The sequence below is a fragment of the Butyrivibrio sp. FCS006 genome, assembly GCF_000424525.1.
Taxonomy (GTDB): domain Bacteria; phylum Bacillota; class Clostridia; order Lachnospirales; family Lachnospiraceae; genus Butyrivibrio.
The window spans coordinates 24,065-38,401 of record NZ_KE384204.1 but is presented as its reverse complement, the minus strand read 5'-3'; the positions used below and the strand labels follow the sequence as shown (position 1 = coordinate 38,401).

At 44.7% G+C, this 14,337-nt stretch carries 13 protein-coding genes; 2 read left to right on the top strand and 11 right to left on the bottom strand.

Annotated features, from left to right (window positions below; translation table 11 throughout):
* The first annotated feature begins 159 nt into the window (after positions 1-159).
* On the top strand, positions 160-1,365 hold the full coding sequence (locus G633_RS0111515; protein ID WP_026520006.1) for an endo-1,4-beta-xylanase: 1,206 nt from the start codon (positions 160-162) through the stop codon (positions 1,363-1,365).
* Between the two features lie 24 nt (positions 1,366-1,389).
* Here the strand turns inward: G633_RS0111515 and G633_RS0111510 are convergent, their stop codons facing one another.
* The 8 genes from G633_RS0111510 to ftsH form a co-directional block, all read right to left on the bottom strand.
* On the bottom strand, positions 1,390-1,845 hold the full coding sequence (locus G633_RS0111510) for a hypothetical protein (protein WP_155834951.1): 456 nt from the start codon (positions 1,843-1,845) through the stop codon (positions 1,390-1,392).
* Between the two features lie 24 nt (positions 1,846-1,869).
* A complete protein-coding gene (locus G633_RS0111505; protein ID WP_155834950.1) occupies positions 1,870-2,274 on the bottom strand; it encodes a hypothetical protein in 405 nt (134 codons plus the stop codon).
* A gap of 58 nt (positions 2,275-2,332) precedes the next feature.
* Positions 2,333-3,769, bottom strand: coding sequence for a hypothetical protein (locus G633_RS0111500; protein ID WP_026520003.1), 1,437 nt, complete (start codon positions 3,767-3,769; stop codon positions 2,333-2,335).
* Positions 3,770-3,776: 7 nt separating this feature from the next.
* Positions 3,777-4,139: a hypothetical protein gene (locus G633_RS0111495; protein ID WP_026520002.1), complete on the bottom strand. Its 363-nt coding sequence runs from the start codon at positions 4,137-4,139 to the stop codon at positions 3,777-3,779.
* A gap of 11 nt (positions 4,140-4,150) precedes the next feature.
* Positions 4,151-4,855, bottom strand: coding sequence for a hypothetical protein (locus tag G633_RS0111490; protein WP_026520001.1), 705 nt, complete (start codon positions 4,853-4,855; stop codon positions 4,151-4,153).
* A gap of 26 nt (positions 4,856-4,881) precedes the next feature.
* Complete coding sequence (locus tag G633_RS0111485; RefSeq protein ID WP_155834949.1) at positions 4,882-5,331, bottom strand: hypothetical protein; 450 nt, start codon at positions 5,329-5,331, stop codon at positions 4,882-4,884.
* A 41-nt stretch (positions 5,332-5,372) separates the two neighbouring features.
* A complete protein-coding gene (locus G633_RS0111480) occupies positions 5,373-6,089 on the bottom strand; it encodes a hypothetical protein (protein ID WP_155834948.1) in 717 nt (238 codons plus the stop codon).
* Positions 6,090-6,343: 254 nt separating this feature from the next.
* Positions 6,344-8,572 carry an ATP-dependent zinc metalloprotease FtsH gene (gene ftsH / locus G633_RS18215; protein ID WP_081664769.1) on the bottom strand — a complete coding sequence of 743 codons (2,229 nt, stop codon included), beginning with the start codon at positions 8,570-8,572 and terminating at the stop codon, positions 6,344-6,346.
* A gap of 109 nt (positions 8,573-8,681) precedes the next feature.
* Between ftsH and G633_RS0111470 the strand changes: the two genes are divergently transcribed.
* On the top strand, positions 8,682-10,292 hold the full coding sequence (locus G633_RS0111470; RefSeq protein ID WP_026519998.1) for a CTP synthase: 1,611 nt from the start codon (positions 8,682-8,684) through the stop codon (positions 10,290-10,292).
* 55 nt (positions 10,293-10,347) lie between these two features.
* On the opposite strand, the gene G633_RS0111465 is transcribed toward G633_RS0111470, so the two are convergent.
* The 3 genes from G633_RS0111465 to G633_RS0111455 are packed head-to-tail and all read right to left on the bottom strand — an operon-like array spanning position 10,348 to position 14,337.
* Positions 10,348-11,139, bottom strand: coding sequence for a DUF7402 domain-containing protein (locus G633_RS0111465; protein WP_026519997.1), 792 nt, complete (start codon positions 11,137-11,139; stop codon positions 10,348-10,350).
* Positions 11,136-13,178: a DUF2264 domain-containing protein gene (locus G633_RS0111460; RefSeq protein ID WP_026519996.1), complete on the bottom strand. Its 2,043-nt coding sequence runs from the start codon at positions 13,176-13,178 to the stop codon at positions 11,136-11,138. Before G633_RS0111460 ends, G633_RS0111465 begins: the two co-directional genes overlap by 4 nt.
* A 19-nt stretch (positions 13,179-13,197) precedes the next feature.
* Positions 13,198-14,337 carry a glycoside hydrolase family 88 protein gene (locus G633_RS0111455; protein ID WP_035771336.1) on the bottom strand — a complete coding sequence of 380 codons (1,140 nt, stop codon included), beginning with the start codon at positions 14,335-14,337 and terminating at the stop codon, positions 13,198-13,200.

Sequence of the window (14,337 nt, the reverse complement as noted above, 5' to 3'; positions counted from 1 at the left end):
ACGTTTTTGCATTCCCTGCCGAATATCCGCACACTATTTTCAAATGATTTCCGCATATATTGATTAGTCTATGCACAATATTTAAGGAGACTCTATTTTTTTCATCACATATAATAAGCAAAATACTGAAAACAATTCTCGCAGCAGCAGGAGGTTACCATGGATATTTCACATAGAAAAGTAAACAAAGTTCTGGTTCTTACAGATAAAAACGGCGCACCGATTGCCAATAAAGAGGTACATATCCGGCAGACTAACCACAGCTTTTTATTCGGCTGCGGAGCCTTTGATTTTATCCCACACGTAATGAACGGTGATGACAGGACAAAAGAGATAACGGAGAGCTGGCTCGATATCTTTAATTACGGAACGCTTCCCTTTTACTGGGGTAATTACGAACCCGAGGAAGGTAAGCCAAATAAAGAAGTGCTCATGAATACAGCAAAATACCTTCAGGGTAAAAACGTCAAGGTCAAGGGCCACCCCCTCTGTTGGCACACTGTGTGCGCCGACTGGCTCATGAAATATGACAACGAGACCATACTTAAAAAGCAGCTTGAGAGAATCGAGCGTGAAGTCGTAGGTTTTAAGGGCGTTATTGACATGTGGGATGTCATCAACGAAGTTGTTATCATGCCCATTTTCGATAAGTACGACAACGCCATTACAAGAATCTGCAAGGAGAAGGGCAGAGTTGGCCTTATCCGCGAAGTCTTTGAAAAGGCTCATGAATGCAATCCTGATGCCACTCTGCTGCTGAATGACTTCAACACATCCATAAATTACGAGATACTCATCGACGGATGCCTTAATGCAGGTGTCCCCATCAGTGCGATAGGTATTCAGTCCCACCAGCATCAGGGCTACTGGGGAAAAGAGAAACTGGAAGAGGTTCTGGATCGTTTCTCATCATTTGGTCTTCCTATTCACTTCACGGAGAATACGCTGATCTCCGGCGAGATCATGCCCGCGCATATCGTTGATCTCAACGACTGGCAGGTAGATGAATGGCCAAGCACTCCGGAGGGCGAAGAGAGACAGGCAAGAGAAATCGAGGAAATGTACCGAATTCTCTTTTCACATCCTCTTGTTGAGGCTATTACAACCTGGGATTTCAAGGACGGCGCATGGCTCAATGCACCAAGTGGGTTTCTCAGAAAAGACCTCTCGAAGAAACCTTCTTATGAGATGCTTAAAAAACTCGTGAAGAACGAGTGGTGGACTGACACCACAGTAAAGACTGACGAAAACGGTCGTGTAGACTTCTCCGGATTTAAGGGCGAATACAAACTGACCGCCGGCGATATGTACGCAGATGCGACACTCACAGACGATCAGGAGATGGTTATCAAACTGGGACGATAGCACTAATTTACAGCTCTTCCATTTTCAAGTTGTTGTTATAGAAAAGATGATTGTGTTCCCATCTAGCCAAGCTGCTCCTCCATAGTACCCGGGAATAATATCCTTACAAAAGTCATATGAATATTTCCAGTTACCCTCAGGCTTTTCAATACTCTCGAATGTAACATCGGGATCAACTTCTTTCCATTCATAAGATGAAGCATACTTCTCAGCTGCCTCATCTGACAGAATAATGTATCCCTGGTACATGTAGTCTGTAGGTCCGGGGACTCTGTCATCTCCACTGCCTAATCTGATCTGCTCCCACTGAGTTTCAAGTGCACCTTCTAAAGAAGGAAACATCTTTGCTATTGCTTCCATATTATTGCTTGGATTCATTATTTCCTCCTCATTTACGGTTTTACTAATTTCCTTTTTACCTGAACATGCTGTAGCCCCTAACATCAGAAGTATCAGCAGTCCTGCTATTGCTCTTTTCATACACTATTATTCCTCGCCTAGTATTTATTCAAAAATCAGATCAAGTCTTAATACATCCATTCGGACGTATTTTCCATCCAAATGTCCATAATTATATAATTCCTCTTGATCAATTTCGAAGTCTATTAATGATTTCAAAACCGCATTTTCAATATCCAATACTCCCCATATTGAATATTTGAATGACTTGCCTAACCTTTCAATGCACATTTTATTATCTTCAGATAATTCTATCTCTATATCATCGTAAAGTAATATCTCAACCTTTACTTCTTCACCAATTTCTGCATCAACACCACAATTAGCAAAGCCCGTAATAGTTGCATCTCCTATCTGTACTGTAACTTCGTCTTCATCAACATTGATAATTCTACAATCATATGTCATTTTTTCAGCTCCTACAAAGAATGATGCAATGAATACTGTCAAGTATCCTGTTGACTCACAAAAATCTCTTTGGACTAATTCCTTTTGTGTTCAAAATGTTTCATTCCTCATTTCCATCCCAGTCTATAACTATCTTGACTTCGTCATGGCCTTCTATTTTTTTTATAACAATCTTGTCATCATATATTTCATCAACACCGGTAATGCCTGAATATATTATATTTCCTTCATAATCGGCAACGAGGCTTTCATTGGCATTTTCATCAATTGTAGTGTGGCCAACTTCTCCCCACACTAATTTGTTCTTATCATCGAATTCAATACTGCGTAAATTATTATCTTCTTTAAATAACTGTTTTCCATCCAGTGTGAATGCATTTTCTTCACCTGTCCTACGCATACGCACTCTCAATACATTGGGACTTTTGAACTTATAACTATAAAACACCGGCTCCACTATTATCTGCCCCTGATCATTTACTAGTCCGTAGCCGCCTTTTACATCAGAATAAAAAGCTGTGACGTGATTATAAAAATACTGCTTGTGTTCAATTTCATCGCTATCATAATAATCAAACTCGTAAAACTTATCATCCGAATTATGCCATGCAATATATGAATCATCAGCTCCCAGCAACACATTAAGACTTCTTTTGTAATCAGGGACATACTTATGATAGTAGCCTTTACCACTCTTCACCAATGCATAAATAGGATTGAAGACCTTTGTCATGGTTGAAGTTTTCGCGGAAACTATCCATGGCATTGTGATCACAATATTACCTTCCTGATCAATGAAATGTCCTTTATTGTCCCAGGCGATACCAGTATCATCGTATTTAAGCACATTATTCTCTCTTGGTTTATGAATGCCGTTAAATGTAACCACGAACAAAACAAAAGCATATACGCCGATAAGCGCAATCCAAACCCGTTTACTGATCTTCTTGTTGGCAAACTTGCTCCAGACATTCCATTTACTGATAACGTCACTTCCCTCAATATCAGGAAAAGGGCTCGCCAATACAATCACCAGAGCCATCACAAATCTGACAAACACAAGACATACCAAAAGAATAAATAATCCAAAAACATAAGTACTAAGCACTATACTCACAAGTAGTGCAACATTGATTGTCACCCAAGTCTTTTGGACTTTATCGCTATTACATAATTCCAAATATAAGAAAAAATCCAGAATGGTGTTAGCAATAACCGGAATCAGAAAAAGAGTGAGCCCCAAGGCATACCCCGGGTCTGTGCCCAATACCGATACCAGAAGCTCCCAAACACTGAAAGCGATTATGAACTTCATGATAAGCAGCACTCCTCGATACCTTTCCGGAATTTTGTTTCTTAGTAGAAACACTGTCAAGATGCAAATCAAAAGTTTAGCTGTATATAATACGTGATCCGCTTGATCACTCAAAAAGCCCATTCTGTAGTTTATGATGCGAATAAATAAATGCGCATACGTAAAAAACACATACAGATAAAATTCAATTTTAAGCTTTTCGGTTTTCTCATTTTTTACCATTTATCTGTCACCACTGCTTCCTCTTCTTTAATAACAGTTCATCAACCCAAAATGTTGCAAATTTAAAAAAAGAGCATCTCCAAATGAACTCATTCTGAACTGTGTATTCGATTATCATACTGACAATGTCTTCATAGGGCATAACCACTTTGTCAGCTGAATATTGAGCATCAAAAAGATCTCTTAAATCAATAGGTATACCATTTTTCTCAAGCTCAATTATATCCATGTTTTTGTTTGGATATCGCTGAATACCCTGTTTTTCATCCTCGAGAAGTTGCTCTATCTCTTTAATTGTGTTCTTAATATTCTCTGGCAGAAGCTCTAGTTCTGCTTCCAAAAGTTCTATATCGCAACGTTTATCTCTCATATACAGCCTCCTTATGGATTGTGCGTTCGATATTCTCCGTTTATATCACATTCGCATACCGGTATTCCTGGTCTGTATTCCCAAATCATTTTGCATAACTCATCAATATCGTCATCAAGTATGTTGAAAACAACAACCTGCTCAAGGCCATCAATATTCTTTAGTATTCCTAAACTCTCTTTTGAGATCCCACTGCCATAATCGAAATATATTGAAGCTACAGATGCCTTTAAATTAACATCTTCTGTGTAGACTTCCTCCGGAAGATCCATCTTGTATAATTCTATGGTTTCAACTTTTCCGGATTGCAGGTCTTTCAAAGCATCATTCTGATCCAGCACGTAGGAATCAGGTGCCTTATTACTAAACGCAAGTAATGATGTCAATTGTTTTCGATTTCCACTCACAGCTATAATTGAGATATCGGAATCACCAAAGTATCCCGGATTCTCATCAATGAACAGGTTGGTGGCATCAACCACCTCGCTCAGTTCTCTATATCCGTATACATTCTTACACTGAATACGCAGTTGTATTGTACCGTCTTTCTCACTGTAGTTCTCAACTGAAAGATTCTTTTTACTCTTCAAATCCAGCGAGTTTACCCACTCTTCATAAGAGGTGTCAATGGAATTGCTTGAGAATCCACATCCAACGAAAAGAATACATATACAAACTGTAGCTAGCAATATTATTGCTTCAATTCTTTTTTTCATAGCATTTATCTCACTTATGCACTAGCTTAGTAATTTACGTCTTCTTCATATCTGGACCACGCGATTTTCATTTGCGTCCAATCCATTTTCGTAACCGTATCTTCACCATTTTCCACATTATGCATTATCATCTCGAACTCATCAAAGCTTTCACTAGCTATTTGTGATATCCATAACGGACGCTCTACTTCATGAAAACCATGCTCTTTTGCATAGGTGGCGTTGCCTGTGAGTACTACAACATCATTGCCTCTGACATCACTCACAAAGAATGCCAAGCCATCTGAAAATGCCCGAAATGCAACTGTAAAACAACCCTTTGTGTCTTTTAAATTAACAGTTTTCTCGTAACAAATAATGCCGCCGCGACCGATGTCTGTTTTTCGGAAGCCATCTACGGGAGTATAACGCCATATATCTGCTTTTTTTCCTCTTTTTTCGATATTGAATATTTCACCTTTATACTCTGTAAGCATTACTTTCCACCGTTGCTTTTTCAAATACATGTTCACTCATTTTAGTCGCCGCCTAGGATATCTGATTTAATGCTTCTTTTTTCAATTCGTACTTTATCTATTTTGGCTGTCTCTTCCGGAGACAGATCTTTATATGTACCATCATAAAAATTATGGGTAAAACTTATCGGACAGCTATCATACAAGGATAGATCAGTTTCTTTTTTCATATGATCGTTTATCATTACATTACTCAAATGCTCAGATACAGCAATCACCTCAAAAAGATAACCATAGAGCGATACGTACATAGTGCACTTGTAAATATCATCAAATTCTTTGGCATTTAGTTGTGTCCGATACTTACATCTGCCCTTATAGCGAGTTTTTTTAGATTGTTTACATATTGGCACGGCTGTATGTATAACAACCTGCTTATCTCCTATTAAAGTTACATCATAGCAATTCCCTTCATACAGTCCTTCGTGATAAACGCCCCATCCGGAAAAAGTTGATTCTTTCGAAAATTCTTTTGCATTATATTCTTCCACTATTACGCCGACGAGTCTTTCTGCTTCCTTCTGTCTCATGTCTTTGACATGATTGATCATGCAGTCAACCGACTCTTTAACTGCATCTTCTGCATCTTGGCTTTGCAGCCTCTTTTCCCCGAACACAGATTGAAGCTTGAAGAAATAGCTGTTATGTAGTACCGGCTGTTTTTTCCACTCAACATTTGCTATTAGGTTTTCACCAAGGAAAATGTCAAAGCTTTTCATAAACAGTTCATGCTCATAGTTTGTATCACAGACACTTAAGCATTCAGTACACAGGCAGATATATCCGCCTGATGCATCAATACTATATTGGTTATTGCATTTATTACAGGATATCAACATCTCTCTTCTCCAATTCATCATGTCCTCTGAATTTATTAAATTTTTATAAATAAATCGTATTATATTTGATTTGTCCGCTTGTTGCAACACATAAAAAAGGCCATGGAAAAAAGTCCATGGCCTAAAATAATGTCTTAGTCTTTCTTGTCAAAGTCCTCAGGAACGCGGGAGAAAAGTCCCTGGTTCTGAGTGGGCTGAGGCACTTCCTGTTCTGAAGGCTCTTCTGTGACAGGGGTATCTGTATCTACTTCACGGAAGTCCTGAACCTGTGGCTCAGCAGTAGGTGTCTGCTCCGGTTCACTTACCACCGGGTTCTCAACAGGCTGCTCGGGAGCAGGCTCTTCTTTCTTAGGCTTTTTAACAGGAACATCCTCACCAACCTTGGCTGATTCAGCTCTTGTGGCGTAGATTCTTCCTTCCTTAGCCTTCTCCTGCTCTTCCTCTGTGGGTTCAGGAATGTTCTCAACCTCGCGGTAGATCTTCATGAACTCCTTACCTGTAATGGTCTCTTTCTCAATAAGGAACTGAGCAATCTTGTCCATTGCATCGAGGTGCTCGCTGATGATCTTCTTAGCCTTGGCGTAGCACTCTGCAAGGAGCTTCTGAACCTCGGCATCAACCTCAGCAGCTGTCTGATCGGAACAGTTAAGGACTCTGTTTCCGTCCAGGTATCTGTTCTGGATTGACTCAAGCTGCATAAGTCCGAACTTGTCGCTCATACCGAACATGGTGATCATGCTGCGCGCCATGCTGGTAGCTTTTTCTATATCGTTCTCAGCACCGGTGGTTACCGTGTTAAAGATAACTTCCTCTGCTGCTCGTCCGCCGAGGCTGACGATGATGTCATCTATGATCTCGTCCTTAGTCTGAAGGAATTTCTCATCCTCAGGAACCTGCATTACATAACCGAGAGCTCCCATGGTTCTTGGAACAATGGTGATCTTCTGTACGGGTTCTGTGTTCTTCTGAACCGCGCTGATAAGCGCATGTCCAACCTCGTGATAGGATACGATCTTTCGCTCTGCCTTACTGAGGATTCGGTCCTTCTTCTCTTTTCCTACAAGAACCTGCTCAACGGCTTCCATAAGATCCTGCTGGCATACATACTCTCTGTGTGCCTTGACTGCATTGATGGCTGCCTCATTGATCATGTTGGCAAGGTCGGAACCTACAGCTCCGCTGGTTGCTAGCGCGATTGCCTTAAGGTCAACGGTCTCATCCATCTTAACATCCTTGGAGTGAACCTTGAGGATCTCCTCACGTCCCTTAAGATCAGGCTTATCAACGATGATTCGTCTGTCAAAACGTCCCGGACGCAAAAGAGCTTTATCCAGGATCTCAGGTCTGTTGGTAGCGCCAAGGATAAGTACACCCTTGGAAGAATCGAAACCATCCATCTCTGAAAGGAGCTGGTTAAGAGTCTGCTCTCTCTCCTCATTGCCTCCGCCGTACTTGCTGTCACGGCTTCTACCGATGGCATCGATCTCATCTATGAAAATGATACATGGTGCATTCTTACTTGCTTCGCTGAAAAGATCTCTAACCCTGCTGGCACCTACGCCGACATAGAGCTCGATGAAGTCCGAACCTGCCAGTGAGAAGAAAGGTACATGCGCTTCTCCGGCAACTGCCTTGGCAAGAAGTGTCTTACCTGTTCCGGGAGGGCCTACAAGCAGAGCACCCTTGGGGAGCTTAGCTCCAATCTTGGCGTACTTACTTGGGTTATGGAGGAAATCTACGACTTCCACCAAAGACTCTTTTGCCTCATCCTCACCTGCTACATCCTTGAATGTAACTCCGGTCTCCTTCTGTACATAGACCTTGGCATTGCTCTTACCTACGCTAAGTGGTCCGCCGCCTCTGCCCATTCTCTTGAAGATGATGGAGAGAAGGAGCCACATAAGAAGAATCGGCGCTATATAATAAAGAAGAAACGTAAGTATTGCACCTGAGCTGTCGGGAACTTCGCTTGATACCTCAACTCCCGCATCCAGCATTCTCTGGGTAAGGACGCTGTCCTCTTCTGCCTTGCCTGTGTAATAAGTCACTGTGGTATAGCCTGTGAGGGAATAGCCAAAGCCAAGCTGGTCTTCTGCCTTGGTTTCCTTGGGATAGATGTTGATGCGATCTTCCTCGATCACGATCTTCTCTATCTCGCCGGCCTCTACCTTCTGAATGAATTCCGAATAGGTAACTTCACTGTTGGTGTTCTCTGAAAATGCTCTGAGAAAGTATGTCATGCAGAACATTGTTACCAGTGCTGCTACAAGTAGCAGTATGAGGTTCTGTCTTCTCGGAGAATTGTTGCCACCCCCTCCGAGAGGGTTGTTATTTCCATTTCTTTGATTTTGATTATTGTCCATATATTTTCCTACTTCCTTAAATGTCCGTTCATGCTATAATAAAAAGGATGTTTTAACTATAACACAGAATTATATCGTGTACAATCGATCAAATCAAGGGGAGGCGAAAATGGCAGTAAAATACATCTTTGTGACAGGTGGTGTTGTATCAGGTCTAGGGAAAGGAATCACTGCTGCGTCGCTGGGACGTCTACTTAAGGCCCGCGGCTACAAAGTTACAATGCAGAAGTTTGATCCATATATTAATATCGACCCGGGTACAATGAACCCCGTACAGCACGGAGAGGTATTCGTTACCGAAGACGGAACTGAGACAGACCTCGACCTTGGTCATTACGAGAGATTCATCGACGAGAACCTGGACAAGAACTCAAACGTTACAACCGGTAAGATCTACTGGTCAGTTCTTCAGAAGGAGCGTCGCGGTGATTACGGCGGAAGGACCGTTCAGGTAATCCCTCACATCACCAATGAGATCAAGAGCAAGTTCTACCGCAACTTTACAGATGATGAGACACGTATCGCCATCATCGAAGTTGGAGGAACCGTGGGAGATATCGAGTCCCAGCCGTTCCTTGAGGCCATCAGACAGTTCCAGCACGAGGTAGGACACGACAATGCAATGCTCATCCTTGTTTCTCTCATTCCTTACCTTCGCTGCTCACAGGAGATCAAGACCAAGCCCACACAGTCAGCTGTTAAGACTATGCAGGGAATGGGACTTCAGCCCGACGTTATCGTCTGCAGAAGTGAGCTGGAGCTGGATATCGAGACCAAGGAGAAGATAGCTCTTTTCTGTAATGTTCCATCAAGCCATGTTCTCAACAACCTTGACCTTGAATACTTATATGAAGCACCACTTGCCATGGAAAAAGAGCATCTGGCTCAGGTTGCATGTGAGTGCTTAAACCTTGAATGTCCCGAGCCCGACCTTACAGACTGGAAGGCAATGGTTGACACTCTCTACTCCCTTAAGCACGAGACAAGGGTTGCCCTTGTTGGTAAATATACTCAGCTCCATGACGCTTACATCAGCGTTGTTGAGGCACTTAAGCACGGCGGTATTTCCAATCAGACAGCAGTTGACATCAAGTGGGTTGATTCAGAGGAAGTTACCGAAGACAATGTGGCAGACATCCTCTCAGATGTTGACGGACTTATTGTTCCCGGCGGATTCGGCGATCGTGGTATCGAAGGTATGATCACTTCCATCAAATATGCGAGAGAGAACAACCTTCCGTTCCTTGGCCTTTGCCTTGGAATGCAGCTGGCAATCGTTGAGTTTGCAAGAAACGTTGTCGGATATACAGATGCTCACTCAATTGAGTTTGATCCAAACACCCAGCATCCTATGATAGCTCTTTTACCTGATCAGAACGGTGTTGAGGATATCGGCGGAACTCTGCGTCTTGGTTCATACCCTTGCGTTCTTGATAAGGACTCCAAGGCTTACGAGCTCTTCGGCGATGAGAACATCACTGAGCGTCACCGTCACAGATATGAGGTTAACAACGACTACAGAAACGTGCTGGTTCAGAACGGCATGAAGCTCTGCGGAATGTCACCGGATGGCAGGATTGTTGAGATGATCGAGCTTCCAAGCAACGACTTCCACATGGCAACTCAGGCACATCCTGAGCTTAAGAGCAGACCTAACAGGCCACATCCGCTGTTCTCCGGATTTATTAAGGCTTCACTGGCGCATGAGAATAAGAGATAAACATTATAAAGGCTTTCCTCTTGGCGGAGGAAAGCCTTATTTTTTAGATTTGCGGTTATTCGGATTCCGTGCCGTAGACTTCGATCTGGGTCAGCGCCGGGAAGGGGCTTGGGTCATCTGCTTTGATCAGGTTGCCAAGCTTGAGGTTGGTGATTTCTTTTTTGGTTATGTTGAAGATGTGTGGCTCCTGGACTTTCTTGTCCATTTTTATGGTTTCGCTGCTGCCGTCGGAGAAGGTAAATGTTCCCTGGATCCACCAGTTATCATGCGGGAAATCCGCTCTTGTGTACAGAACGATCTTGTCGATATCTACCTTTCTTCCGAAGTCCAGCGTAATCTCTGCATCGTCCTGCCTGTTGATGCCCCAGGACTCGTATGGCCACTCGCCATGGGAAAGGGTTGCCTTGCATCCGTCTATTGCGTTACGTGCTGCAAACACTGCTTCGCCTCTGGTCTCAACGTTGGCGCTGGCGTGCGGATAAACTCCTGATACTTCATGCTGGTCAAAGGGATTAAGCGCCAGGTTTCTGTAGACGTTGATCTCGTATTCTTCTGCCTTCCTGATGGTGACTATATGCCTGTTTCCGAAGAAGGAGAGGGGGTTGTAGCTTGTCTTTTTCTCATAGAAGGGCACTGTGAAGAGAACTGTTTCCTCCTTTATCAGTACCAGCGCCGGATCGATGGTTGCATCCACCTTCACCACATAGAACTCTCCCGGATTTATTCCGGAGAACTCGATGATATCGCCTTTCCTGTATTCTCCATCCCAGGCCAGGATCACTTCTGCTTCGCCTTCAGCTTCTGCTTTCGGGACATGGTCCCAGTCGTTGTATATGCTAATCTTCATACTGAAAATCTCCCTTCGATTCCGTAGAAGTCGATCACTCTTGTTTCGCCGCTCTTTAGGTGGATTGTTACGGGGCCGTAGCCGCCGCATTTCTGGGGGTCGGTGTATTCCACTTTCTCTATAGGGAAGATCTCATCCTCGGTAAAGTCTTCCAGCGACTCCTTGGTGATGACCTGGGAGATCAGGAAGTAGGGCTCGTACCCGTACTGCTTCTGCCTGGAAGTCTTGGCGTACATGACGATGGACTTCTTGCTGTCGGGGTTTGTGCCCTCAGAGTCTATACGCTCTATGCTGCTCCAGCCGTCGAATATGGTGAAGGCCATCTGCTTCTCTTTGCCGGTGTGGTCATGGCCCTTAAGGACTGCTGCCCTGGCGCCGTCCTTCTCAAGGAATGTGACATCTGTGCCGTTATCGGGGAAGCCGAAGGCGCCGAGTGTGATCTCAAGTGGCCTTCTGTACATGCGGATCTTGTCGGCCCTGATGATTCCGTAGGGAACGGCAAAGTCCGCCAGGTCGATGGCTGTGCGCCAGTGGCACTCAGTCTCCATCTCGTAGTCGAAGAACTGCCTTCTGTAGAGGACCTCGTCCTTCTCTCCCGCCCAGTAAGTGACATTTCCGCGAAGCGCCATGTCCTCGTCGGTGTAACGCACCACGTACTGCTGGGACTCAACCGCCCTGTCCACGGTAGCTTCCCATGGGAATTTAGAATTAAAGACGAGCTTGGAGTAATTGTTCATGCCATGCTCATCATCTTTGTGCTTAACAATCTTGCCGGTGCGTAGCTCAGTAATGCCGTTTGCCTGATGGTTCGCCATGCAAAGCCCCGGCCCGTCAAGGGTCCAGACCTTTGTTTCCTTATCCTTAAGCTCATCCCAGATTCCGCCATTCTCCCTGGCAGTCCAGAACGGATGATCCTCAGGAAGATGCAGGCACAAGAGAGCCTTCGCCAGCCAGAAGGGTGATTCTGCGCAGGAGTATCCCTGAAGAAGCGGTGAGAACGGGCCGTAGAACCCAAGCGTCGGAACGCCCTCCCACAGGAAGTCATCCCTTGTGAAGAACTGCAATAGCGACCCTGAGCAGATGCGCCTTGCAAGTCCCGGATCCACCGTAGGATTCTTCATCATAAGGTTTCCGTCAATGGCGCTGGTAGCTGCGTTTCTATAGATTCCGCTCCTGCCCCACATATTTGTAAAGCCATCCCTATCGAAGAAATAAGGATAGGTCTTCATAAGTTCATTGGAATTCTCCTCAAACCTCACTGCGATGTAAGGCTCTTTTTCATAGCCATACCAGTTGTTCCAGATGGCTGTGTACATATTGAAAGCCCAGCATGAGTAGTAGTCAAAAGAGTGCCCGTCGCGATACCAGCCATCTCCAACATAGTAATGTAGTATGTTCTGGGCGTGGTCTCTCATGATGTCCTCGTCGATCTCATACCCGTTCATGTAGAGGAACGCAAGGTCCAGCATGTTAAAGAGTCTCCAGTTCTGAGGAACAGTATTGGCATGGGCAAAGTCCGACAGAAATGCTGCGATCCTGTCCTTCTCCTCCTTGCTGTACCTATCCCAGATTTCCTCCGCGGACAGCCACAGGCAGATGACAAGCGCCGCCGTCTCCACAGTCTGCTGATATGCAGCAAACAGATTTCCACTCTCGTCCGTGCTCTTCATATCTGTGTAGTTCAGGACATAGTTGGGCTCCCCGGGCGTCACAGCGCACAGAACCTGCTTTGCATAGTAGTCCCTGACGTTTATCCCGTTCAGCTCAAGCTCCGGCTTAATATGCACAAGTGGCGCAGCTATGAAAAAAGATCTCGCCAGCCCCTCAAAGATCTCGGCCTTAAAGCGCCACTGCGGATGATCCGGCTGCGGATATGTGATCTCTCTCTCATACCTCGGCATGACTACCGGATCCTCGATGGACTTAAGGTTATTAAAGACGCCGGACAAAAGATATTCTGCCGCCTCTATCCAGCTCTCTCTGGTAAGCCCCGTGTAAGGGCTGAGTTCAAAGTCTGTATGTGTAGGTTTAAATACCATCTTCTCTCCCCCCCGGGCCTTAGAAAATCCTAAGTGCCTTATCTGCCAGCTTCATAAGCGCTTCTATAAAGTAGTAATCACCATAGATGATGGACATGTTGTGACCATCGCCGTGATAATCAACCGCACAGTTATTAAGAAGATTGTCTGTATCCGTGCCCCAGCTTACACGCTTTTCATCAAGTGTCCTAAGGAGCTTAAGCGCAGCGCCCAGATATTTATCAGCCTCGCTCTCATCATCAAGCCCCCTGGCCAGCTCGATAAGACCTGAAGCTGTGATAGCTGCTGCCGTAGAATCCTCAAGATCCACGTCCTTAGGCTGCCTGTAGTCGATGGGCACAAGGTAGCTCTCCGGCATTTCAGAGAGCACATAGTCAGCGATCTTCGCCGAAGTCTCCAGATATTTCTTTTCCCCTGTATAAAGAGCTGACAGCGCAAAGCCGTAGATTCCCCAGCTCTGGCCTCTTGTCCAGGATGAGCCCACAGCGTATCCCTGTCCGCCCAGGGTCTCAGTCACCTTGCCCGTGAATGGATCAAAGACAACGATGTGATTAACCGATCCGTCCTCTCTGACAAATTCCTTCATGGCAGTATCCGCGTGAGCTACAGCTATCATCTTGAATCTCGGATCCGTTGTCTCTTCGCTTGCCCAGTAGAGGAGCGGAAGGTTCATCATGCAGTCGATTATCGCATAGCCCCTTCTGTCCACGTTGTCCCAGTTGTTCCAGGCTCTGATGAAATTCCCCGCAAGGTTGAATCTGCCGGCCATGTTATTTGCAGCCAGCATCGCCCTGTTCAGGGACTCCTTGTTCTTTTCCTGTTTGTATCTTATAACGGAAGTCGGCAGCCACTTAAAGCCGTTGTCATGGTCAAGCCCGTCAGTGTTCATGAGGTTCTTATCGAGCTTGTTCTCGACACCTATGGCCTCCTGCCTGAACATCTCATTCCCCGTGAGCTTATAGAGCTGCCACATCTCGCCGCCCCAAAATCCATTGGTCCACCAGCAGGGGTCCGAAACGCTCTTATCGTCAAACCTTCCATTCTCTGTGGTGTAGGGGATCTTGTCCCTGTTTCTTTCTGTCACCACTGTCATTTTATCTTCTATCTTCTTAAGGGTCTCAAGGACCCATGCACTCTCATTTTCTGTCAGCGCTCTCAT

What these genes read in the sequence shown, in the direction of transcription:
- G633_RS0111515 (WP_026520006.1), top strand. Translation starts at nt 160, where the DNA reads ATGGATATTTCACATAGAAAAGTAAACAAAGTTCTGGTTCTTACAGAT.
- G633_RS0111510 (WP_155834951.1), bottom strand. Translation starts at nt 1,845, where the DNA reads ATGAAAAGAGCAATAGCAGGACTGCTGATACTTCTGATGTTAGGGGCT.
- G633_RS0111500 (WP_026520003.1), bottom strand. Translation starts at nt 3,769, where the DNA reads ATGGTAAAAAATGAGAAAACCGAAAAGCTTAAAATTGAATTTTATCTG.
- G633_RS0111495 (WP_026520002.1), bottom strand. Translation starts at nt 4,139, where the DNA reads ATGAGAGATAAACGTTGCGATATAGAACTTTTGGAAGCAGAACTAGAG.
- G633_RS0111490 (WP_026520001.1), bottom strand. Translation starts at nt 4,855, where the DNA reads ATGAAAAAAAGAATTGAAGCAATAATATTGCTAGCTACAGTTTGTATA.
- G633_RS0111485 (WP_155834949.1), bottom strand. Translation starts at nt 5,331, where the DNA reads ATGCTTACAGAGTATAAAGGTGAAATATTCAATATCGAAAAAAGAGGA.
- G633_RS0111480 (WP_155834948.1), bottom strand. Translation starts at nt 6,089, where the DNA reads ATGAAAAGCTTTGACATTTTCCTTGGTGAAAACCTAATAGCAAATGTT.
- ftsH (WP_081664769.1), bottom strand. Translation starts at nt 8,572, where the DNA reads ATGGACAATAATCAAAATCAAAGAAATGGAAATAACAACCCTCTCGGA.
- G633_RS0111470 (WP_026519998.1), top strand. Translation starts at nt 8,682, where the DNA reads ATGGCAGTAAAATACATCTTTGTGACAGGTGGTGTTGTATCAGGTCTA.
- G633_RS0111465 (WP_026519997.1), bottom strand. Translation starts at nt 11,139, where the DNA reads ATGAAGATTAGCATATACAACGACTGGGACCATGTCCCGAAAGCAGAA.
- G633_RS0111460 (WP_026519996.1), bottom strand. Translation starts at nt 13,178, where the DNA reads ATGGTATTTAAACCTACACATACAGACTTTGAACTCAGCCCTTACACG.
- G633_RS0111455 (WP_035771336.1), bottom strand. Translation starts at nt 14,337, where the DNA reads ATGAGAGCGCTGACAGAAAATGAGAGTGCATGGGTCCTTGAGACCCTT.